General features: G+C 42.8%; 20 protein-coding genes and 2 pseudogenes. 3 read left to right on the top strand and 19 right to left on the bottom strand.

All coding sequences use genetic code 11. From position 1 onward, the window contains the following. Positions 1-18: 18 nt before the first annotated feature. A pseudogene (locus EGM68_RS26515) lies at positions 19-248 on the top strand (hypothetical protein); the annotation flags it as partial. A 269-nt stretch (positions 249-517) separates the two neighbouring features. Here EGM68_RS26515 and EGM68_RS08805 read toward each other — a convergent pair. The 14 genes and pseudogenes from EGM68_RS08805 to EGM68_RS08735 all read right to left on the bottom strand — a co-directional run bounded on the left by EGM68_RS08805 (position 518) and on the right by EGM68_RS08735 (position 15,321). Beyond that, a complete protein-coding gene (locus tag EGM68_RS08805; RefSeq protein ID WP_129549024.1) occupies positions 518-1,285 on the bottom strand; it encodes a hypothetical protein in 768 nt (255 codons plus the stop codon). A 12-nt stretch (positions 1,286-1,297) separates the two neighbouring features. Beyond that, positions 1,298-2,131 (bottom strand): DUF2705 family protein, encoded by an 834-nt coding sequence (locus EGM68_RS08800; RefSeq protein WP_129549023.1) that lies wholly within the window; start codon positions 2,129-2,131, stop codon positions 1,298-1,300. Next, positions 2,128-2,856, bottom strand: coding sequence for an ABC transporter ATP-binding protein (locus EGM68_RS08795; protein WP_129549022.1), 729 nt, complete (start codon positions 2,854-2,856; stop codon positions 2,128-2,130). The genes EGM68_RS08800 and EGM68_RS08795 overlap by 4 nt, the downstream gene beginning before the upstream one ends. A 155-nt stretch (positions 2,857-3,011) precedes the next feature. Further along, positions 3,012-3,185, bottom strand: coding sequence for a gallidermin family lantibiotic (locus tag EGM68_RS08790; RefSeq protein ID WP_206099050.1), 174 nt, complete (start codon positions 3,183-3,185; stop codon positions 3,012-3,014). A gap of 182 nt (positions 3,186-3,367) precedes the next feature. Then, entirely contained in the window at positions 3,368-4,060 is a 693-nt protein-coding gene (locus tag EGM68_RS08785; RefSeq protein ID WP_129549020.1) for a response regulator transcription factor, read from the bottom strand. Positions 4,061-4,247: 187 nt separating this feature from the next. Beyond that, a pseudogene (locus tag EGM68_RS26020) lies at positions 4,248-5,060 on the bottom strand (transcriptional regulator); the annotation flags it as partial. Between the two features lie 1,128 nt (positions 5,061-6,188). After that, positions 6,189-7,328, bottom strand: a complete 1,140-nt coding sequence (locus tag EGM68_RS08770; protein ID WP_058829362.1) for a serine hydrolase — start codon at positions 7,326-7,328, stop codon at positions 6,189-6,191. Between the two features lie 325 nt (positions 7,329-7,653). Further along, on the bottom strand, positions 7,654-8,793 hold the full coding sequence (locus tag EGM68_RS08765) for a 5-methyltetrahydropteroyltriglutamate--homocysteine S-methyltransferase (RefSeq protein WP_013370388.1): 1,140 nt from the start codon (positions 8,791-8,793) through the stop codon (positions 7,654-7,656). Positions 8,794-8,917: 124 nt separating this feature from the next. Next, entirely contained in the window at positions 8,918-9,820 is a 903-nt protein-coding gene (locus tag EGM68_RS08760) for a LysR family transcriptional regulator (protein ID WP_129549019.1), read from the bottom strand. Positions 9,821-9,953: 133 nt separating this feature from the next. After that, the gene (locus tag EGM68_RS08755; RefSeq protein ID WP_129549018.1) at positions 9,954-11,363 is read right to left on the bottom strand and encodes a glycoside hydrolase family 1 protein; all 1,410 of its coding nucleotides are present in this window, start codon (positions 11,361-11,363) and stop codon (positions 9,954-9,956) included. A 74-nt stretch (positions 11,364-11,437) separates the two neighbouring features. Continuing rightward, positions 11,438-13,318 carry a beta-glucoside-specific PTS transporter subunit IIABC gene (locus EGM68_RS08750; protein ID WP_129549017.1) on the bottom strand — a complete coding sequence of 627 codons (1,881 nt, stop codon included), beginning with the start codon at positions 13,316-13,318 and terminating at the stop codon, positions 11,438-11,440. 182 nt (positions 13,319-13,500) lie between these two features. Further along, positions 13,501-14,358: a BglG family transcription antiterminator LicT gene (gene licT / locus EGM68_RS08745; RefSeq protein ID WP_129549016.1), complete on the bottom strand. Its 858-nt coding sequence runs from the start codon at positions 14,356-14,358 to the stop codon at positions 13,501-13,503. Positions 14,359-14,602: 244 nt separating this feature from the next. Continuing rightward, on the bottom strand, positions 14,603-14,938 hold the full coding sequence (locus EGM68_RS08740) for a carboxymuconolactone decarboxylase family protein (protein WP_025676279.1): 336 nt from the start codon (positions 14,936-14,938) through the stop codon (positions 14,603-14,605). Continuing rightward, positions 14,935-15,321, bottom strand: coding sequence for a tautomerase family protein (locus tag EGM68_RS08735; RefSeq protein ID WP_025676278.1), 387 nt, complete (start codon positions 15,319-15,321; stop codon positions 14,935-14,937). The genes EGM68_RS08740 and EGM68_RS08735 overlap by 4 nt, the downstream gene beginning before the upstream one ends. Before the next feature lie 112 nt (positions 15,322-15,433). On the opposite strand from EGM68_RS08735, the gene EGM68_RS08730 reads away from it, so the two are divergent. Then, positions 15,434-16,342: a LysR family transcriptional regulator gene (locus EGM68_RS08730; protein ID WP_129549015.1), complete on the top strand. Its 909-nt coding sequence runs from the start codon at positions 15,434-15,436 to the stop codon at positions 16,340-16,342. Between the two features lie 103 nt (positions 16,343-16,445). Here EGM68_RS08730 and EGM68_RS08725 read toward each other — a convergent pair whose 3' ends face one another. From EGM68_RS08725 to EGM68_RS08710, 4 genes are all read right to left on the bottom strand, one after another. Further along, positions 16,446-18,374 (bottom strand): PTS fructose transporter subunit IIABC, encoded by a 1,929-nt coding sequence (locus tag EGM68_RS08725; protein WP_129549014.1) that lies wholly within the window; start codon positions 18,372-18,374, stop codon positions 16,446-16,448. Positions 18,375-18,441: 67 nt separating this feature from the next. After that, positions 18,442-19,353 (bottom strand): 1-phosphofructokinase, encoded by a 912-nt coding sequence (pfkB, locus tag EGM68_RS08720; RefSeq protein ID WP_040101700.1) that lies wholly within the window; start codon positions 19,351-19,353, stop codon positions 18,442-18,444. A 2-nt stretch (positions 19,354-19,355) separates the two neighbouring features. Further along, on the bottom strand, positions 19,356-20,102 hold the full coding sequence (locus EGM68_RS08715; protein ID WP_013370378.1) for a DeoR/GlpR family DNA-binding transcription regulator: 747 nt from the start codon (positions 20,100-20,102) through the stop codon (positions 19,356-19,358). A gap of 357 nt (positions 20,103-20,459) precedes the next feature. Further along, positions 20,460-21,131 (bottom strand): O-methyltransferase, encoded by a 672-nt coding sequence (locus tag EGM68_RS08710; protein WP_040101701.1) that lies wholly within the window; start codon positions 21,129-21,131, stop codon positions 20,460-20,462. Between the two features lie 126 nt (positions 21,132-21,257). Here EGM68_RS08710 and EGM68_RS08705 point away from each other — a divergent pair, with 126 nt between their 5' ends. Further along, positions 21,258-22,145: a LysR family transcriptional regulator gene (locus EGM68_RS08705; RefSeq protein ID WP_058829354.1), complete on the top strand. Its 888-nt coding sequence runs from the start codon at positions 21,258-21,260 to the stop codon at positions 22,143-22,145. 87 nt (positions 22,146-22,232) lie between these two features. Here the strand turns inward: EGM68_RS08705 and EGM68_RS08700 are convergent, their stop codons facing one another. Next, a complete protein-coding gene (locus tag EGM68_RS08700; protein ID WP_129549013.1) occupies positions 22,233-23,315 on the bottom strand; it encodes an ankyrin repeat domain-containing protein in 1,083 nt (360 codons plus the stop codon). Between the last annotated feature and the right edge of the window lie 19 nt (positions 23,316-23,334).

Raw genomic sequence — 23,334 nt, 5'->3', positions numbered from 1 at the left:
GGGAAAAACCGTTGAGGACGCATCATGAAAGAACTGGGCTTGAAATCGCGTAACATCAAGAAGTATAAAGCAACTACGAACTCTAAGCGTAACTTACCCGTACATGAAAACGTGCTGGACCGCGTTACAAAGTTCTCCACCATTCAGATCGTGGTAGCCAGTATGCCTTTCTGGAATACCAAACACGATTGAAGAAATACGGGATGAAAAGCAACATAAGCCGCAATGGCAATTGCTACGATAACGCGTGTACAAGCCATGAAGAGCATATTCGAATAATTACCTGCTTCTATAATGGTAAACGAAAATGGCAAACGAATTCATTCTGCCATCCTTTACTTAACGCCCAGCCAATTTGAACATGTGTACCGTCCCACGGTGTAATCTTCTCAATTCTATGTGTCCAATCTATTCATCCACCTTTACTACACCCTAAAACAAACAGCGGATTATCTTTTTTCTGTCTTCCTTTCGTGGGGGCTTCTTCTTTTCATTTAATGGTTTCATATGCGTGCTTTTACATTCCTCTCTTACTCCAAATCCAGAAACTGATGGTTGGACATATCACAACAATCCCGGTTAAATACACCCAGAAGATCATACTTCCTTGTCCGCAAAGTACTCTCAAAATACTGACAAACGGATCATGTAGAAAACGAAGTTCAGAGACGATGACATAACTGCCAAGCAACCCTAAAATGGTACATGCATACACAATTGAAACTCGTGTGATAAGGATAGAAAAAACACTGCATATCACAAGCACCGCAATGCTAGTCAGTACAAGAAGGAAATCGTATTGGATCGTCAGCCACAATACATTGGCATATCCAATCGATTCTGGCACTAAGTACACCTCTGTCGATTGCGGATGAGAAAAGAACAACCATCCACACGCTAGCGAGACCAGCGTTGTTCCAAAGATAAGCGAGACAATCAAAACGATCTGTGTAAGTAATTTTACTAGCCAGTGCTGATAGCGATCGAACGAACGTAACATATATATGCGATACGCTCCCGAATGTATCTCATCAGAAAGCGACTCTACAAATAAGCCTGGCAACACAAACAATTGCAACAAGAACGACATATCCTTCATAATAAATATGGGCAGATTTAGTGCATCAACCGAAAACCACGGGCTTAGGTCAATTTGAATACCGCCTGTTAGACGTAAGAATCCAATATCGATCAATAGAGCGAGCAGATAAGCACATCCAAACGTTCGAATCCGCTTCCCCTTCCATATCCGTTCCAGTTCACTGATCCACAAGCCAGTGCTCACACGCCAACACTCCTAATTTAAATAATCTGCTCTCGTAAATTTTCTACGAGCAGCTACAATACATACGAAAAAGTAAATAACTAAACCCACTGCTATGGAAATTTGTGCATATTCATCGCCCGACAATGCCCTCTCGACACCAACAACCTGCATACCTGGAATCAACCCCGCATAAATCAAGGCAAGCAAGAATGCATTTTCCGTTATTAAAGGACTTCCCGGATCGAAAATGATTGTAGCAAACATTGATATAATGATATAGATCATCGCAATACCAACTGTACGAGCCGCAGTCCTACAGCACATAGCAATCCAAATAAACAAACCGCCCCCCCCGATCAAGGTAGCGAAATCAAGTGCATATTGTTTCAAAGTATAGAATAGTATTGCAGCATTTGTGGAAGGAATCCTGTTCCCTGATATCATTACCTCTGAGGGAGATGGAAGTTTCATTACGCCAAAGATCGTAAACGATACGCCTAAAATGACCATCATTAACAGGATGAATAAATTCATTATCATCCATTTGCTAACAAAGATTTGACTCCGAGAATAACTTCTCAAAAAAAACATTCGCAATTTACCACCCTGAAACTCTTCTGTGTATAAGAGACCGGCCAACAGCGCGACCATTAAATTCCCAAATAAATATATACTTTCTTTCATCCCTCTCGATGCCGACATGCTCGCAGCTACATAGAATGGACTGTCCGGTAAATGTCGCTGATCAACCCATATAAAATATGTTATCAATGCATAAGCAAACGGAATGCAAGAAACTAACATGAACCATGCCCATTTCTGATGGATCAACTTCTCGAATTCAATCCTGACTAACACTTTCATGACAACATCAACTCCAAGAATGCGTCTTCTAGCCTCTGACCATCCACAATCAAATCATTCACATTCCCCGTCCATATGACCACCCCTGCTCGAATAACAATGAGTTGGTCACACATGAGTTGCAGCTCATCTAGAAGGTGGCTGGATACGAAGAATGATAAACCTCGTGATTCCCTCAGTTGGAGGATCAGATTACGAAGTTCCCGCATACCTAGCGGATCGAGTCCATTGGATGGCTCATCCAGAAGCAACAGGTCGGGGGACCCTAACATAGCTTGCGCAATACCTAATCGTTGCTTCATCCCTAACGAATAAGTCTTCACTTTATCATCTGCTCGGGACTGCAATTCTACAATCTGGAGCAACTGCTCAATGTGCTTTTCTCGTTCTGTTGAGCGAATTTCCGAGTGCAATCGTGATAGATTTCGAAGCACCTGTCTTCCAGTCATATACTCAAAAAAGATAGGGGATTCTATAATCGCCCCTACATTAGCTATTGCCTGTTTTCTCTGTTTTTGCACATCGTATGTCCCAATGCGGATCGCTCCGCTTGTTGGCTGGATAAGCCCTGTCATTAATCGCATTAATGTTGTTTTTCCCGCACCATTAGGACCTATAAATCCGTAGATTCTACCTTTTTCCAATTTAAAGGACGTCTCTTGAATAAGAGTCTTATTACCTATTCGCTTCGTCACACGATCCACTTCCACAATCAGCTCGGTCATCAGTTCACACCTCTGTATGCTATTTTGGTTACTCTCTTCATTTCACTACAAAAAAGTGCAGACCTCTGTCTTGCATTAGCCCACACGACTAACAACTAGACAGAAGCCTGCAGAACCGTTAACGTTACTGACTACATATGATCATACTTGGCTTTTTATAAACATTTATTTGTTGTTGTTTTACAAGGCACAGTTGCGCATTCACTAGAATTACAATTCGGTCCAGTAATGCATCCTGTAGTGCAATAAGACCAACTGGTATATTGAGGCTGGATTTTGCCAACATTTTTGCTTACTTGTATATCAAGATCAAATTGATTATTAGACATAATAACTACCTCCTAAGATTTTCATTGTCTCTTGGTATTTCACCAAACAAGACAAATTCCTAATTAGAGAAGCAGTGATAGCAATCTATACCGGCGCCAATACAGATAGCGCGATCCAACTCCCCTATTACAAAATATATTATAGATTTCATTTTTTTACTAGGGTTACATTTTTCTCCCCCTTATCGCATAACGTAATTGCTGTCAAATAATCCTCGCCGTCTTGCTACTTTGACTGCGTCTTTGCAACTATTCACATCTAGCTTTCTGAGTATATGTTTCACATGTGTTTTTATTGTTTCTAGTTCGACATGCAGAACCTCGCTTATTTTGGGTTTAGAGTATCCTTCGTGCAGATACGCGATTACTTGTCGCTCGGTCTGCGTAAGAGTGCGTTTAAGCTCTTCCAATCTTAGTTTGCGGAACTCATCGCGCAGCACCCTAGCAGCGTCAGGATGAATTGCTACGCGATTATGATACGCATCACGAATAGCTGCAGCAATATCCGTGTAGTTCTTCTTCTTAATATAATTGACGGCTCCAACGCAAAAGGAGTCTGCAATCACTTCCAAATTATCTTCTGAAGATAAAATAATAATGCTAACATGTTTTCTCATCAAAATCTCTCTCACTGCATCCAACCCATCGTACTGGGAAGAGGTCAATGTTACATCCATCACGATAACATCGACTTTATACTGTTCTGAAAAATGAATGGCTTCCTTCTCCGTTGCTATACCTGCGATATATTTCATATCTGGCTGCTGCTTCACATATTCGCAGATTAAATCACGCCATACCGAATCAGTCTCCACATGTAACACACCGATATCCCCCATAATTTGCAATAGCCACGCAGTATTCCCAAATCTCATACCTAAAGGTATACTTTTCAGCGCAGCAAGTACCTCCTTTTCATTTTGTGATTTTTGGTACTAGACAACGTTTTCTTAATCGTATGGGCCTCCTTGAAAAATGCAACAATGAACAACACCAGAGATGTTACCCATAAAAATACGTTCATCTACTAAAGGTGGTATCAGCTACGCTGGAACTACCTCATGTTGCAGCGATATATTCAACATAATCATGTAGTTCATTTATATCTCCTGATAAAAGCCTATATGCGTAAGTATTACCTTCCGCCCATTGTTGAAACAAACCAATCCAGTGTGGGGTATCCTCATCAGTCTCTAAGACCCAACTTAAATCAGCGTAGTCATATGTATATTGTAGAGCTTGTTGATAATCGCCTTGGGCTTCACAGACACTAGCACACAATAGATCAGTATAGGTGATGTATACAAACATGGGACAACTTAGCTTCTTGGCGGAATCATCACGCCCTCGACTTTCTTGTTGATGTTTCATAAAATATTGGATTTCCGCTTTGATTGTCTCCAATCTGAATTGTGAAAATACGATACTGATAGACTGCCAAGCGCTCGGAGTGCTGGTATTTTTCCACTTCTGCCACATTCTAATAGAGCATCCGTGCAGCAGCATGTTGTCGCTGTGAAAATAATGTCTCTGCAATTTGATATAGTCTGGGAAAGTACATAAGTCCAATCATTCGACGGATCGCTTCCAGCCTATTCAGCTCCGTACAAAGATATAACAATGGTTCAATTCGTCTCATGTTTTGGGAGAGGTCAATGATGTAGTTCTATGTATAGATCGTAAAAGTGACCTTCCGGTAAACCAATAGCCACAGTGATTCGATCAAGCTGCTGCACGGAAACAGAACGATGCGAATAATCCAATTACTAAGTGTTCTTTGATGGACAACTGAATATTCGCAAATTGAGCCAGTGTCATATCATTTTGTTTTAGATAATAATCAAACTTTGCCGAAACTGTAGGTGTATTGTACAAAAATAACCACCCCTTATCAGGAACATATAGAAAATCAACTCATGAAACGAGAACTACTGCAATCAGATGAATCGGATAGGTCTTTCCGCAATTTATCATACCATTTTTTAGAATAAAATCATATACATATCAAAATTTACTCACTATACCTATTTAGATGCTTTGCAATGATTTCATAATTAAGGTAACGCCATTTTTATTATTTCAGCATTTGCATAATTCGATTTCCAACACTCATAGTTACAATATATAGAAAAACTAAAACGTTTCGATCTATATATTGCTGATTGGAAAACGCCCCTGTGCTATTAGACCGTAACCAGGCATGACCGATGCTTATCCGAATTTGCAACAGAAATGCTTGGTTTACATCAAAACGCCCAAACTATGCTTATCTGAAGAGCTTTTTCCAGCACCTTCGTGCAGAGTTGTAAGTCGAGGTGCCCAAAGCAGCAAGAACCTCCCCTATGTACCCACAGAGGAGGAGTTAAAGCGATATTATGATGTTGTCTGGCAAGTGAAGAATTATCAAGTCATGATGATCGTTAAGACACTTTTGTATACGGCCGTTCGGGTCAGTGAACTGATTAATATCAAGTTAGTCGATGTTGATTTCCGTTACTGTCAGACCGCATTAATAGTGGCAAGGGGAAGAAGGATCGTATTGTACCATTCCCTTATTCGTTCAAGGAAATGTTGGCCGCGCATGCTGATTCCAAAAAGAAGAAACACACCGATTGGGGAGTCTGCAAAATCCTAACCAAATCTTCGGAAGCTGCCAGCATGACTCAAAATCTGTCTCCACAAAAGCTGCGACATTTTCTCTTAACCTGGCTATAAAAGTAAGGCACTGATGATGAACTCATACAACCGGATTCAGATCATGAAAGCCGTAAGTCATTAGAAGTCTATTAAACTGCAATCACTAATGATCAGGAGGAATACAATGAGGTAATTAATAGATTTCCCATTTGATAATATCTACTTTGCGGATGGTGTCAACTTCGCTGGTAATCTCCTAAATTATAAAAACCGTATAATCCCACCTGTTTCTTAAATACAGGTGGGTTCTACAACTACGGTTGTCTCCACACTCCAATATGATGAGAGACCAAATATATTACTGATTTACTGAATAAAACAATCACTTCTTCCCTTATCATATGTTAATTTGCTGCTTACCTCTTCTTGAAATTCAGTATCCGTCAATAATTTGTAAAAAAACAAATCAAGCTTCTGCTTGAGCCAAATATGATCCACCCCAGATTCATCTTGAATAAACATGGCTATTTGAAATTCATTTCCTTCTCGATCTGTGCAATATAAAGCCTCTGTTAAAACAGAAATGGTAGATCCACCTTTATTTCCAAACTCTATTAGCTTGGTGTTATCCACTTGTCGCTGAACTAACAGTTTTAAATATGGATTTATAGAAGAAGGAACTAGCTCCTCCTTGTGTATAAGCTTCATTATATGAGCATATTCCTTAGTTGTAGAACGAGGAAGCCTTCGCGATTCTAGAACTTGAAGCCTTCGTGCATAATTCTGCTTGGTGTTCCATTTCTGAATACATCCTATTCTCTCATCGCTATTTAATATTTGGTGTATTTCGATGGATTTTTTCATGTATTCCTCGTAGGTCATTTCACTTATTTTTTGTATTGATTCTTTAAAGCACATTTTTTCTGTTTCTTGTATATAGGAGGACATTAAACCCGCAGATGAAAAGGGAAAGATTTTATCATGTGAGGAAAGCGAGAGTTTTATTATATTATCATTTATCTCACTTAATCCCATTCTCGCTATCAAAAATTCTGTATTGGCATTGGAACTATACGCTAACATACCGCTAGCAATTTCAAATAACGTAATTTTCCCTTGAACCTCTTTATGGTTTGACTTAATCCATTTGATCCAGTTATTATGAGCGTTACCATCCGAACCAGGAATATAAAATTTATTTAGTTCCTCTAAAGCCACAAGTTCATGTTCGTCTACTAATTTTGCCGCTACTTGGCGAGCAAACTCAATAGCAATGATCACTTTTGCAGTGCTGGCAAGCGGCATTTTAATTTCTGAATTGTAGCTGATTTTCTCCATACCATTTTTGATCATGTATAAAGAAGCTTTTTTCGGATTTTCTATTAAAAAGTTAAGAACATCTATTTCTGTTTTCTGTGTATTCTGATGCTTCGCAATTAAAAAAAATATGATAAATATGAAAACAAATATTAAAATCATAGCTACTATAAATAAAATGATTATCATATTTTGCTCCTTAATGGAGACGCTTAGGATGAGTTTCACATAAGTCGTCTCGGTTCCCACAAGAATTACTGTTCTTTTAGAAGTAGGAGAATCATACACTTAATCGCCTATACGGTTTCCTCAATGAGGCAATATCATAGATATTGTGCAAACGGTTTAAGACTTTTATTAATTATAGCAAAATGGTGGTGAATAAGACGTTTAGACTACTAGAGAAGAGTGCATTTTTTATAGGTGCTGGAGGTAGGTTTTCAAATGCAAAAACACGCCCCCAAGTGGCGTGTTTTAATATGACGAGTCTCTTCAATTCAATTCCCCTAAGCCCTTACTTCCAAATCTCGTCCGCAATCTCTTTAATGAAAGCTAGCTTTTTCCATTGCTGCTCTTCGGTCAGAATATTGCCCTCTTCTGTGGAAGCAAAGCCGCATTGCGGGCTGAGGCAGATGTGGTTGATGTCCACGAATTGAGTTGCTTCCTTAATACGGTTGATGACCGTTTGCTTGTCTTCCAGCTCACCCGTTTTGGAGGAAACGAGGCCCAGCACGACTTGTTTTTCATCTTTCAGATGCTTAAGCGGGGTGAAATCACCCGCACGGTCGGTATCGAATTCGAGATAGTAGCCGTCGATGTTATCGATGCCGAACAGGGTTTCGGCTACAGGTTCATAGCCGCCAGAAGATGCCCAGGTGGAATGATAGTTACCACGGCATACGTGGGTTGTAACGACCAAATCGGCTGGAAGATCCTTCACAGTTTCCTGATTCACGCGAGCGAACAGCTTTTTAGTATCTTCCACATTTTCACCCGCATGCTGTCTAGCTTCCCAGTAGTTTTTATCACAGAGCATGCCCCATGTGCAATCATCCAGTTGCAGGCTGCGGCAGCCTTCATTATAGAGCGCTTGGATCACGGATTTGTAGGCTTTGGCAATGTCCGTCACCAGTTCGTCCAGATTGCTGTAATACGTATCGGTTGATTCTTTATTTTCTCCACGCAACAGCTCAGCCAGGAACTGCGCAGGTGCCGGAATCGTTTGGCGAGCGATAGCATCCTCTCCTGCGACTTGTTTCAGGAATTTAAAATCTTCAATGAAAGGATGACGGGAATGTCCAATTTTACCGGACAAACGTGCGGTTTCCGCTCTTGTTTCCACACCTTGGAATTGGTAGCCGTTTGCAAGCTGTACCTTTTCCACGCCGTCCAGTCCCCACATAAAATCAAGATGCCACCAGGAACGTCTGAATTCCCCATCCGTCACGGCTTGAAGGCCTACGGATTTTTGCTTTTCCACCAGTTTGATAATTTCTTCATCTTCAATCTTTCTCAGCTCGTCCGCAGAGATTTCATTATTTTGAAATTGAATTCGGGCATCTTTAATCGCTTGCGGGCGCAAAAAGCTGCCAACCATATCATGTCTAAAAGGGGTCACTTTACGTTGGGATGCATTGTCAAGGATGCTGCTCATTAGGGTTATCTCCTTTTTCGCTTCAGTAGTGAAGTTGTTGTAAGAAAGATAACATACATTTTCAGCTATAAGGTAACTCCAATAAACTATAGCTAGTTATAGCCTAAGGCTATATCAAACTTTTTTATTCCCCTATTGCCTCATGCAACGCTTCTACATAAACTGTGGCCAGCTTGGAGAGCGCGACGTTTTTATGGCAAATCCATCCCACATTAATAGACTCATCACACTCCAGGGGGACGGAAATAATTTCGTTACCGTTCAGATCCGCACTAATCACTCCGGTAGAAATGGTATAGCCGTTCAAGCCAATGAGCAGATTAAAAAGGGTGGCCCGGTCATTGACGCGAATGCTTTTGGGGTGCGACAATGTACTCAGAATCTCCTCGGAAAAGTGAAAGGAATTGTACTCCCCTTGTTCAAAGGACAGATATGGGTAAAGATGAAGTTGGTCAATGGTCACGATAGACTGCCGGGATAGCGGGTTATTGGCACTGATAAATATATGCGGCTTAGCCGTAAACAGGCTGTTGAATTGCAGATTTGCATCCTTTAGCAGCTTGTTGATGACCTTGGCGTTAAATTCGTTCAAATACAGGATTCCGATCTCACTGCGTAGGCTTTTGACATCCTGTATGATTTCATGGGTTTTGGTCTCCCGCAAAGCAAGCTCATATTCATCCTGTCCATATTGATTCACCAGATTTACAAATGCATTCACTGCAAAAGCATAATGCTGCGTAGACACAGCAAAATGCTGTGGTGAAGGCTTGGCATCCAAATAGCGACTTTCCAGCAGCTCCGCCTGCTCAACGACCTGACGCGCATAACCTAGAAATTCCACGCCTTCCTTGGATAAAGAAATTCCTTTATTAGTACGCTCAAAAATGGTGATATGAATTTCTTCCTCCAGATCGCGAATCGCGTTAGACAGACTGGGCTGGGAGATGAACAACCGCTTCGCCGCCTCATTCATGGAGCCACGATTGGCAACCTCGATGACATATTTTAATTGTTGTAAGGTCAATGCATGATGTCCTTTCCGTTTATTGTTTCTTCTATTATATAATACATGATCACCCTCCTGGAAAAGGGAATAGAAACACCTCCTCAAAATGGTAACATCCATTTCAAGGAGGTGCTTTTCACTGCTACATTAATTAACGAATTTCACCGTTTGTAGCGATCAGCTTTTGATACCAGTAGAAGCTTTGTTTACGAATGCGGCGCAGATCTTTGAGATCAAATTCCTCACGATCCACATAGATGAATCCGTAACGCTTACTGGAGCCCTGATGGGTACTCACAAGGTCAATCGCAGACCACGGACAGAAGCCGAATACGTCTACGCCGTCTGTAATAGCCAATTGAATCTGCTCGATATGCTTCTTGAAAAAGTCAATACGATAAGGGTCATTCACTACATCCCCTTCTTCGAGCTTGTCAAAAGCGCCCAGGCCGTTCTCTGTCACGATCAAAGGCAAGTGGTAGCGAGAATATATTTGACGTAATGTACTTCTAAAACCAACCGGATCAATCTCCCAACCAAACTCTGTCTTTTGCAGGTTGGGGTTCACAGAACCTCGATATGCTCCAGGTTCACCCACAATTTCGTGCTGATCGCCTGTATGTGAAAAATCATTTCCATCATCCAAACTTTCCCCTACGGTTTGGGAGGTGTAATAGTTAAAGGCGATAAAATCTGGATTTCCTTTCGCTAATATATCCATATCCCCTTCTTCAATAACAGGCTCATAACCCTTCTCGACCAAATAGCTCCAGGCAATGTGGTTGTAGCGACCAAATACAGCCATATCCAGGTAAAGCCAGTTGCGAATAGCTGCATAGTTGTCAGCCGCCAGCGTATCTTCCGGTTTGGAACTGGCTGGATAAATGACCCCAATATTCGGTGCTGGTCCAATTTTCGCGTCAGGCAGCATCTCGTGGCACAATACCATCGCCTTCGCCTGCGCAACTAACATATGGTGATTTTGTTGATACAGTACCTTTTGCGGATTTTCCAAACTTGTATCTAATGTGCCAATAGAACCGGGATGGAGAATCAGCATGTTCTGCTCGTTAATAGTTAGCCAGTATTTCACTCTGTCCCCAAAGTTCTCAAACAATGTTTTGGCGTACTGCTCGAAGGCATCAATCGTTTCCCTCTTGGACCATCCGCCTTGTTGTTCAAGCGCATAGGGCAGATCAAAATGATACATGGTAACGATCGGTTCAATACCATATTTAATTAATTCGTCAATCAATGAGCTGTAAAATGCAATTCCCTTCGGATTGACTTCGCCGGCGCCTTGTGGATAGATGCGTGTCCAAGCGATCGAGAAGCGATACGCCTTAAAGCCCATTTCAGCCATCAGAGCTACGTCCTCTTTGAACATATGGTAATGATCACTGGTTACCTTAAAATCAGTAACTCCTTCAACGTGGTTAGCCATGTCAATGACAGAGGGGCCTTTTCCATCTTCGTCCCATGCACCCTCTACTTGATAAGCGGAAGTTGAACCTCCCCAGAAAAAATTTTCAGGAAATGCCTTCAATTGATTATGTTTCATGCTATAGTCCCTCCAGTTATCGTTATATCCTTGTGATTTTGCAATTCATGAATGTGGTGGTAGACTTTCCTGTATCACACAACCAAAGTTAGCAATACTTCATTTTTCTGAACCTGCTCCTGATTGGTCTCAAATACGTCCACTTTATGTTTCGTCAGGGTGACGATGACAGGGGTTACGATTTCGTACCCTGCTTTTATAATCTGCTCTCTGTCAAATTGGATTAACAAGTCCCCTTGTTTTACGATATCTCCCTCTTGAACGACCGGATTAAAATGCTTCCCTTTCAGCGCGACGGTGTTAATTCCAATATGAATTAATATCTCCGTACCCGCCTTGGAAGTCAAGCCGATGGCATGTCCTGTAGGGAACAGCGACGTTACAACTCCATCTATGGGCGCTACGACCTCACCGACAGACGGTTCAATGGCTAAGCCTTTTCCCATTGCCCCTGTAGAAAATGCCGAATCATTCACTTGGCTCAGTGGTGTAGTCTTGCCTGTGATCGGGCTGTATATCATTTCTTTCTTGATGTCAACAGCCTTGGTTGCTGTAGCAACGTGCTGGGGTTCTTCCGTCTTAACAGACTCAACTGTTGCCGCACTCTCCCCCTTCACCTTACTTTCATAGCCAAAAATAAGAGTCAGCACCGTAGCTGCTGTGAACGAACATGCAATGGCAATCACGTAAACCAAGGTAGGCGTATATACCGGAATCGCAAAAATGTTGTGAAACACATAAGCTGTCATTTTCACTCCAAAGTGTCCATTGATGGCACCGCCTATCGCCCCTGCGATAATGACAATCGGAATGACTCGTTTAAAGCGAAGTACCAGACCATACACAATCGGCTCTGTTACACCCGCCAGCAAGCCTGTAATACTCGTGGAACCCGCAAGGGTTCTAAGTGTTTTATCTTTTTTCGCCTTCAAGAAGATACCGAATGCGACACCAATTTGAGCAAATACAGCCGCAGCCGCCATCGCCTCAATCGGATCACCGCCAACACCGATATTTTGAATCGTGATCGGGGTAAAGCCCCAGTGAAGTCCAAAGACAACCATAAAGGTCATAAAACCGCCAAGCACAATCCCTGACAAGATGCCGCTTACACCGATTAACCATGTCACACCCGAAGAAATCCACTCTCCCACCGTTGTACCGAACGGTCCAAATGCGATGGCAGATAGCGGAACCATAATCATTAAAGCCAGCATCGGAACTAAAAACAGCTGCAAATCCTTAAGAATGATCTTCTTCAAAAACTTGTCGACCAACGCATAGATGCTGATAGATATGAAAATCGGGAAAACACTCGCTGAGTAGTTCATCATGACCACCGGTATTCCTAAAAACGATACATCAGAGCCTTTGTCCATCAACCCCGTAAAGTTGGGTTCCAGAAGAGCCGCACCGATCACACCAGCTACATAAGGATTCGCTTTCAGCTTTATACCGAGCGTAATCCCCAGTAAAATCGGCAAGAAGTAAAAGACAGCATTCCCGGCAGCAGACAGGATCAGATAGGTATCACTTGTTTCAGACATCCAGCCGAGCAAGGTCAAAACTGTCAAGAGGGCTTTCAGCATCCCCGAGCCTGCCATCGCCGGAATCAATGGGGAGAAACTGCCGGAAATGACTTCGAAGATTGTGGATATGACCGATGTCTTCTTTCCGCTGGATTCTTTGGCCGTAGAGGTGTCTGACCCAAAATCCCTGTTTTTCATAATCTCTGTGTATACATAGGCAACATGGCTGCCAATCACGACTTGAAATTGTCCTCCGCTTTCAACAACAGTAATGACTCCCTCGTGCTTCTCAAGCGCTTCTCTTTCGGCTTTTCGTGAATCCTTCAGGCCAAATCGGAGCCGTGTAGCACAATGGACAAGCCCATTGATATTTTCTTCTCCTCCAACGAGACGTACGATATCCTCGCCCATTTTCTTATGGTCCATGTTCATTCTCCTCTTGGGCAGATTGCCTGAATACAAAAAAATACCTAAACGAAAGGCCTACATGATCAAAGAAAATGATCACTGCCATTCATTTAGGTATCGCCTGCTTATCAGTAACAATCCTTAAATTTAAGTTGTGAGCCTACTATAAATCACTCCGTAATCGTTTGCAAGCTTTTTTTCTAAGAATCAGCCATATCGTTTCTGGAGGTTACACGCTGTATATGAATCGTCAAATACACTTTTTCATCAATCGACATCGCACTTTCATGCTTTAATTCCAAGTACTGATTAATTAATTGGGTACACTGAAAAGCCCTCTCGTATTTATCTTTGACTTGGTCATACAAGAAGTTATCCCCTGAGGCTAATTGCTCTTGTTCATTACTCAACAAGCGTTGGGCAAAGTACTGCAAATGAGTAATAAACCGCGAATAATTAAATGAGGTTTCATCCAGTGTAATCTGATAGTAATCGGTTACAATATTGAAAATGTCATCAATGACCTCCGTAATCTCAACCGTTTGTTTCATGCCCTGACCGTCTTGTCTTGCATTGACAAAATGCATGGCAATAAAGCTTGCTTCATGCTCATCCATTTGAATGCCAAATTGAGCATGAATGATGTCCAATGCATTCATACCTATCATAAATTCTTTTTTGTAAAATTTTTTGATCTGCCATAACAGTGAATTTTTAAGCCCCACGGATTTTCTGTATCGAGAGATGGCAAATTGAATATGGTCAATCAACGAAATATAGATATTATCACTAAAAATATCTCCCATTTCTTTTTTGGCGCTCCCTACAATTTCATCCGCCACTTTTAGATAGTCTACAGATGTTTCTCCAATGAGATCAATTAATTTTTGCGGAATTTTATCGGACTTTAATACAAAGGTTTTTTCTATTTTTTCTTCATCGACCCTTTGACCATTTTTCTTTTTAAAACCCAGACCGTTCCCTATGACAACAAACTCATGACCTACCTGATTTTCGGCCCGAATGACATTGTTGTTAAATATTTGCCGGATGATCATCTAGCTGCTCACCTCATTGATGTAATGACAAAGTTTGTAATAACAAAAAAAACCAAATAACGACTAAGTCCATTAGTCATTATTTGGGTATCGCCTGCTTACCAGTAACAATCCCGAAGGGCACTTCACCCCTCATTTAATTACTCTTACTATACCGCTTTCAAAGCAGAATAACAATACAATCATACCAAAAAACCGCCAAACACTCGAAATCCTTGTGATCAGCGGTAATTTAAGTTCATGCTTAACGTTCTTTTTCTTTGCAAAATACGTCTTTGGCAACCTGAACTGCTGAGGCCGCCCGCGGCCAACCTACGTAAAAGGCTAGCTGTGTAATGACCTCAATCAATTCTTCCTCCGAAATCCCGTTCTCCTTGGCCAGATTCAGATGATAAGGAAGTTGATTCACATGCTCACCCGCTACCAGAGCGGCAACTGTAATAAAACTCCGTTCCCTAAGAGACAACTCACTTCTTCTCCATACATCTCCAAAAAGAACATCCTCCGTATAGCTTACAAAAGCGGGTGCAAAATCACCTATCGTTTCCCGAACACTCGATCTGATTAATTTATGCTTCATAAGATCATTTGGGCAAGTCCGTTGCCAAAGGACCAATCCTCTAATTCAGTCTCTACCAGCGTCACAAATACATCCTCTGATCTAATCTTGCATTCAATAGATAGGAGTTCGGCTAACGTTTGGTAAAAACTCTTTTTTTGTTCCGTAGTTCTACCCGATCCCATTGTAATTTGGATGTACAGCAGCTTGTCTGTTCTGGGTACATTCAAATAATCGGGACTATAATAAAACTCGCTCTGCTTATGAACATGAAAAACCTGAAAATAATCTTTGGGCGGGACCTGAAAATGTTCAATCAAAGCATTCATGATACAGCGGCTAATGCCAGGCAGCTCCTGCTCTGTGTATTGTTGCTCCGTATAGCCTACTCGTACAAAGGGCATATTCATTCTCTCCTATCCGTTGGGATAAGATGATTGTACTCTCCTTATCTTCATCTGTATAATTGAAAATAATAATAAATATATTCAACTTTATCGATGGAGATGAGTTTGTATGGATCTGAAAGAGTTAACTACGTTTCGTACTATTATTGAAGAAGGAACCTTCTCGAAAGCTGCCGCCAAATTAAACTACGCGCAGTCTACAGTCACGAACCAAATCCAAAGGCTGGAGAAAGAGCTGGGATTTCAGCTTTTTAAAAGAGGCTGGGATGCAGAATTAACCGCCTCAGGAAAAATATATGCCGAAGAGATTGACGAACTTATTCAGCATTGGAATTTTGTAATGGACCAGGCGAAGTCGCTGAAAAAAGAAGAGATTGGCACGCTCCATATCGGTGTGATTGAAACTGTGGCTACTACCGTACTGCCTTTGATTCTACGACAATTTCGGAAGCATAAACCGAATATTACGTGCCATTTTACAGTGGGAAACACGGATACGCTCTCAAAAGCTTTGGTAGACGGCACACTGGATTTTGCAATTTCCGGGGAACCTCACTCGGTACCATCCTTACATTTTGAACCTTTATATCACGAACAAATTGCTTTTATCGTGTCCCGCAGTCATCCCTTCGCGGCAAAAAATGGGCTTCAGCTCGAAGATCTGTATGAGTACCCGCTTATCGTCGGAGGGAAGAACTGCTTGTACCATATACGGCTGGAGAAAGAGCTTTCTCGCTTCCGGTCGATGCCATTTTTTTATACCGTCAGTCAAATCTCGTCTATCCCCTCATTCGTAAGTACGATCCCTTCGGTTGGAGTGGTTCTGTCGTCAATGCCTTTGCCGGAGGAACTGGTCACCATCCCTTTCCAGTTAACAGACCCGAATATCCCCATTGGACTGTTACAAAACAATCAGCATCCACAATACCTGACTTCGGCCCGAAGGCTGTTTATGCAGTTGGTTAAAGAGCAATGGGGAATGACACCCGTTGGAGCTGAAAATATTGAAATCCTATAAAAAAACCGCTAAACACATCGTTATACGAGTGTTTAGCGGTTTTGCTATGATAAGGCCAAGAGGAGTTCGGTTCCTCTTTTATTTTATACTCTGGTGATACTCGTTATTTCGTTTCAACTGGTTTTTTCCACAGTCCCAGAATGAGCGCGGAAATCACGGAGCCAATCGCCACTGCAAGCAAGAACAGCAAAGCATGGTTGGCAAGAGCTGCTACAAAAATCCCGCCATGTGGAGCTGGAAGATTGATTTGCCAGAATTGCGTCAGACCACCAGCAATCGCTGAACCTACAATACAAGAGGTCAGGACACGCAGAGGATCAGCAGCTGCGAATGGAATGGCTCCTTCCGTAATGAAGGACAATCCAAGTACATAGTTCGTCAAGCCAGATTTGCGCTCTTGCTCGGTAAACTTATTTTTGAAGAACGTCGAAGCTAGTGCAATCGCCAGTGGAGGTACCATACCGCCTGCCATAACAGCTGCCATCATAGCCCCGTTTGTGTTACCGCTGGAAGTGAAGACACCAATCGAAAATGCGTAAGCTGCTTTGTTGAAAGGTCCACCCATGTCGATCGACATCATTCCGCCCAGAATCAGACCCAAAATAACCGCATTACCTGTTCCCAAATTGTTCAGAACATTGACAAGCCACGTATTAATACCACCGAAAATCGGATCGAACAGGTAGAACATAATCGCGCCTGAAATTAGGAGTCCAAATACAGGGTATAACAAGATTGGTTTTAAACCATCCAGAGCTTTCGGCAGACCTGCCAAAGCTTTACGCAGGAAGATAACTACATAACCGGCCATGAAACCAGCTGCCAGACCGCCAAGGAACCCTGCATTGGAGTTTACAGCCATCAGACCACCGACCATACCTGGCATCAGTGCCGGGCGGTCTCCAATGCTCATTGCGATAAATCCGGCCAGTATCGGAATCAGGAAGTGGAACGCACCTGTTCCCCCGCCAATCGTTTGCAGCAGTTGGAAAAGTACATTATCTTCTCCGGCCACTTGTTCGATCAAGAAGGAAATCGCTAACAAGATCCCCCCGCCGACAACGAATGGCAACATATGAGAAATACCGTTCATTAAATCCTTGTAAATTTTACTGCCCACGCTGGTCTTCTCGGCTTTTGACTCTTCAGCGCTGCCTTTACCTTCACTACGGTAAATTGGCGCATCGCCGTTTAGCGCTTTGCGAATCAATTCTTCGGATTTACGGATACCGTCACTTACCGGTCTTTGCAATACAGGCTTACCGTCAAATCTGGCCATTTCGACCTTCTTGTCAGCCGCAACAATGACACCTTTGGCACGACGAATTTCATCCGCTGTCAGTACGTTTTGTGCGCCTTCCGAGCCGTTCGTTTCTACCCGGATATTGACACCCATCTCTTTCGCTTTCTTAATGAGAGCGTCTTCAGCCATAAACGTGTGCGCAATGCCTGTAGGACAAGCGGTCACCGCAACGACAAACTCGTCAGAATCCGGGTTGCCAACGATTACCTCCGGTGTTTGCTGTGCTTTGGCTGCCTCTTTCTTGGCCTCTTTTGCTTTTTTGGCAGCTTCTTCTTCCGCCTGCTTGGTATCAAACAACTCTGTTACTTCATCCGGTGTTTGTGTATTCATCAGCTTGTCGATGAAATCAGTATCAATGAGCAACCGCGAAAGAGCAGCCAGTGTGCGAAGATGCGTATTTGCTGCTCCCTCCGGAGCTGCAATCATAAAGAATACCTTCGCTGGCTCACCGTCCAGCGATTCGAATTCTACGCCTTTACTGCTTTTGGCAAAAACAACGGTCGCTTCATTCACGGCTTTCGTCTTCGCATGCGGCATCGCAATGCCGCCACCGATTCCAGTGCTGGATTCGGCTTCGCGTTTGTAAATCATTTCTTTAAACAAGGCACGGTCATTAATACGTCCACTTGCTTCGAGACTGGCGATGAGTTCCTCAATCGCCCCGTCCTTTGTCGTCGCCTGCAGGTCCATGATCATCGTTTCTTTAATCATCAGGTCTGTTATTCTCATTGTTCACACTCTCCTAAGTTCGATCAGCGCGTAGACACACGCATAATAAGCTCATGATGCAGCCGGATTACCGTTTTGAAATCGTGACTTGCGGCCGTAATTGTTCAATTTTCTCTCTTGTAGCCAGATCATCGGAGAACGCAGTTGCGCTTCCGGATGCCACTCCTGCACGGAAGGCTTCGATCGGATCGCCTTGAAGAGCCAGCGTACCCACGAATCCAGCAATCATAGAATCACCTGCGCCTACAGAATTTTTCACCGTTCCTGCTGGTACATTTGCGTGATACACTTCATCTGCCGTAATGAACAAAGCCCCTTCTCCTGCCATGGAAATGAGTACATTTTTTGCACCTGCTTCCAGCAGTTTACGACCGTAAGTGACAATCTCCTCCTCTGAATGAATAGTTACGCCAAACAACTCAGCCAGCTCATGATGATTGGGCTTAATGAGCAGCGGCTTATGAACCAAAGCCTTCATCAGCGCTTCACCTGTGGTGTCGATGACGAATTCAGCCCCGGTGTCCTGACACACGCGAATCAATCGCTCATAGAAGTCTCCTCCAAGAGATGGCGGGATACTTCCCGACAAGACGACAATGTCATTTTTCTGGAGACCCGCCAGCTTTTGTACCAATGCATCGGCCTCTTGCTCACGAATCACAGGTCCCAAACCGTTAATTTCTGTTTCATCACCATGCTTGAGCTTAATATTGATCCGTGTATCATCTTCGATCATTACAAAATCAGTTTTAATGGATTCTTCCCGCAATGTATCGTCGATAAACCTGCCTGTGAACCCTCCGAGAAAACCAATCGCCGTGCTGTCTGCTCCCAGCTGGTTCAAAATACGTGATACATTAATTCCCTTGCCCCCTGGCAGTTTTAGATCACGTTTCATCCGGTTCAAATCACCGAGCTTCAAATCGTCAACTTCCACGATGTAATCAATGGAAGGGTTTAGTGTTACTGTATATATCATTGTTATCCCTCGATTATCTTAGTTTTCTGAGCTATGGATCGGCGTGAACGTTCTGGCACCGATTCAGTAATAAGGATAGCTTCCTTGAGATCGAACAATTTGGCGAACGTTACTTCTCCAATTTTGCTGGAATCGGCCAACACATATGTTTTGCCGGACAGCTGATGGGCGCGCCGCTTGATCAGCGCCTCTTCAGGATCAGGAGTTGTATACCCCATCTCAACATCTACCCCGTTCGTTCCCAGAAAGCACTTGTCGAATCGAAAATTGTCCAGATTCTGTAGGGCAATACTCCCGATTACGGCTTTGGTATGAATTTTCATCATCCCTCCCAGTAGATAGCTTCTAATTCGTTTGCTTACCAGTGCTTCTACGTGGGAGAGACCATTCGTCACGACCGTCACGTCTTTAGCTTCAATGTAAGGAATCATCGCCATCGTTGTTGTTCCCGCATCCAGATAGATACATTCACCATCCAAAATTTCTTTAGCTGCCATACGGGCGACTGCGTTTTTTTGTTGAACGTTTTTGAACGTTTTTTCTTCCATGCCGGGTTCCTGACTTTTCTGATTCAGCAAGGTTGCCCCTCCATGAATCCGCTTTAACAACTGACGGCCTTCAAGATCTATCAAATCACGCCGAATCGTTGACTCAGAAGCTCCCAAGAGATCAGCCAATTCCTGCAACTTTACAACACCACGCTCTTGTAAGCGCTGTATTATTAACTTGTATCTTTCTTCCGTCAGCATCTTCATTCCCCCAACTGTTCTTATCGTACCACAAACCTAGCAAAAAACAATCATTTTTCTTCAAAAAGATTCAAAAAAATTCATTCCAACTTCATTTTTTTACAAAATGGTGAATTCCTACTCTAATCAGCATGATTGCGTTTACATTTTAAAGAAATTTCATCTGCTTTTATGTAAATTCATTCTTCTTACATGGAAATTCAGCAGTAAACGTTCAAAAACGTTCTGACACTTCAATTAGTACTATTTTACCATTCTACGTACCATTCGTCCCAACCTTATTTAGTCAGAAAAGAGCTAATCACCAGGACTTCGTCCTCAGTATTTAGCTCTTTGGACGCTTAACGTCCCTGACACTCACTCCTTAACGATTCCAATAACGAAACCATCATATCCCTTGCTCCCCACGGTCTGAATGGCTGTAGCTGTAATTCTCGATTCCTCAGCCAGCAAATCATAAAACTTTCTTACGCCCTGCACACGAGGGTCTGTGCTGTAAGCTTGAATGATCTCCCCTTCACGGACAACATTGTCCCCGATAATAACGGTGCCAGAACGTGAAAAACGAAGTGCCCACTCTAGATATAATGGATTATTGGGTTTATCCGCATCAATAAAAATGAGATCAAAAGGTGCAACGCTCTCATCCTTCATTTGTGTCAACTGCTCCAATGCGTCTCCCTCTCGAAGTTCCACCATTCCATCCAACTGAGCCAACGATATATTCGACCGAGCGATTTTAGCATGAACCGGATGGGCTTCCAGCGTAACTATTTTTCCATCTGTCGGCAACGCCCTACCCAGCCAGATTGTACTGTAGCCTCCCAAGGTACCAATCTCCAACACACGTCGTGCACCTTGCATTTGAGCTAAGATATTTAATAGCTTTCCCTGATTAGGCGACACATCATGCGGAGGTAATCCTGCCTGTTGGTTAGTAGCCAATACCTTTTCCAAGACAGCATCATGCGGAATAAGACGCTCCGAGATATAATGATCTACTTGTTCCCACGTATTCGTTGAATGCATTTGCTCCACTCTCCTTTGGCTTTAACTTACAATTTGATTGTAAATGAATTACTATTATAAAAATAATATATGTTTTTACTCTATTCATAATTTAAATGTATGAGTTAATCAGAAAGGAGTCCGGTCTTGAACCTGCATGCATTACGTTTATTTCACGTGGTCGCCTCTACAAGGAGTGTAACACGTGCCTCTGAACTATTAAATATTAGCCAACCTGCGATAACAGCCCAGATTAAAAAATTCGAAAAAGAAATATCCCTCACACTGCTCGTGCCCATGGGAAGAGGGATTACCTTAACCGATGCTGGTGAAAAGCTTGCTGTTCTCGCCAAACGGCTTTTTGCTGTCGAGCAGCAAATCGAACAATTTTCACAGGATTATCGTGACGGAGCCCATGGTCATATTCGGCTGGCTGCTACTTATTTACCGGCTCATTTCCTCATTCCGGCCTGGATCGCAAAATTCAAACAGCAATATGAACAAGTTGAAATGACGATTCATACCACGAACTCCAATGATGCCTTGCAGCAGCTATTGAATATCGAAGTAGATTTGGCGATCTATGGAGGACTGCCTGAGCAGTACTCCGATACGATTCAGACCGAAGAATTATTTCGTGATGAGCTATGGTTTGTAGTAGCGCCGGATCATCGGTATGCGAATCAGCAGGTTTCATTATTGCAAATGATGCAGGAGCCCTTTGTTATGCGTGAGAAGGGAAGCTCGACACGAGAGAGATTGTTTTCCTTATGTCGAACCTACAATGCCCCTGCTCCCAAAGTCACACTTAACTTCACAGGGCTGCATGAGGCGATTACCGCAGTGATTGCCGGTTATGGTGCAAACTTTGTGTCCTCACTAGTCGTGCGTGAATATGTAGAACGCGGTGAGCTATGCCGGGTATATGTGGAGGGTGTCCAGCTTCTCAATTCAATCGCTATTTGTACTCGCAAAAATGAGCCACTATCAGCGGCTACCCAGAATTTCATCCAGCTTATTCGCAATCATTCTTGATAAGCATGGGATACCTGTGTACACTTGCGCCTTCTTTTAATAACAAGAGCCATGACTGCGTGCATACCGCATTCATGGCTCACCTTGTTATGATAAATATTCACCCTCAATCATCTTCTCCAGGTATTCTCCCGGCTGCGCAAGAAACTCAGCAAAGCTGCATACATCCGCATATTCCTGATGCTCTTCATCGTAATAGCCCAGACACTTGTGCTTGGGATTCCACACCAAAAGGATATCCGAATAGTTATCTACTTCTAGAGACAAACGCAACAGCTTTTGTCGACCTACTTTCATCTCAACCGTATCTATGAAAGAGAAGAACTCAACAAATTGGATACCCAAATCATTTTCTGGCAGGTCTACACGGCGCTGGTCTCCCATTAGAAAGGCTGTAAGATCCTTAGGAAGCTTGTAGCTTTTTAAAGCATATTGTTTATTCTCCAGATTATGAAACGCTGGCGGTTCCACAGACTTTAGATATTCGGCCATTTCCACGTTCTTATTGCTAACAGCAATCGTATATGCCCGATCTCCACCTTTTTCTGCCAGTGTCACGTCAGCCCCATGCTCTACCAGGTACTTTACCATCGCAAAATCATTATTTCGTGCTGCTACAGTTAAAGGAGTCGCTTTATAGGGATACACCATATCAGAGGCATTGTAATTAATATCTGCACCATGCTCCAACAGTAGTGCTACATTGTTCAGGTCATGGTTACTAACTGCGTTGCGCAGCGTTGCTCCCCCATGCTGCTTTATATCGAGGCCAAGTTCGTGAATCAGCGGGATATTCTTTTTATTGCCATAATAGGCTTGCTCATAGGCACCAGATTTGACTTGGTTTTTTCCGTCTAGCTTGGCACCATGGGCCACCACATAGCGGACAATCTCTTCTGAGCAGTAGCGAACAGCTGTTAAAAATGCAGGGCGATCTTTTGCATTGAGTTGAACTCCCTGCTCCACCAACAGCTTTAACACGTCCATTCGCTGAGAAATAAGCGCAAGGTCTAATGGACTTAACGTCGTATGTTTGCTGAGTTTAATTTCTTGTTCTATATCCCAGCCTTCGGTCAGCGCTTGGCGTAATGCCGATATATTGCCTTCTACAATATGCATTGCGATTTCGGGAAGAACGTCAAATTTGCCAATATCTTTTAATTGGATCATTGTATACCCTCACTCTTTA

The organism is Paenibacillus sp. M-152 (assembly GCF_003856555.1).
Lineage (GTDB): Bacteria > Bacillota > Bacilli > Paenibacillales > Paenibacillaceae > Paenibacillus > Paenibacillus polymyxa_C.
Note: the sequence above shows the minus strand (reverse complement) of the source record. Positions and strands in the feature narration are given on the sequence as shown.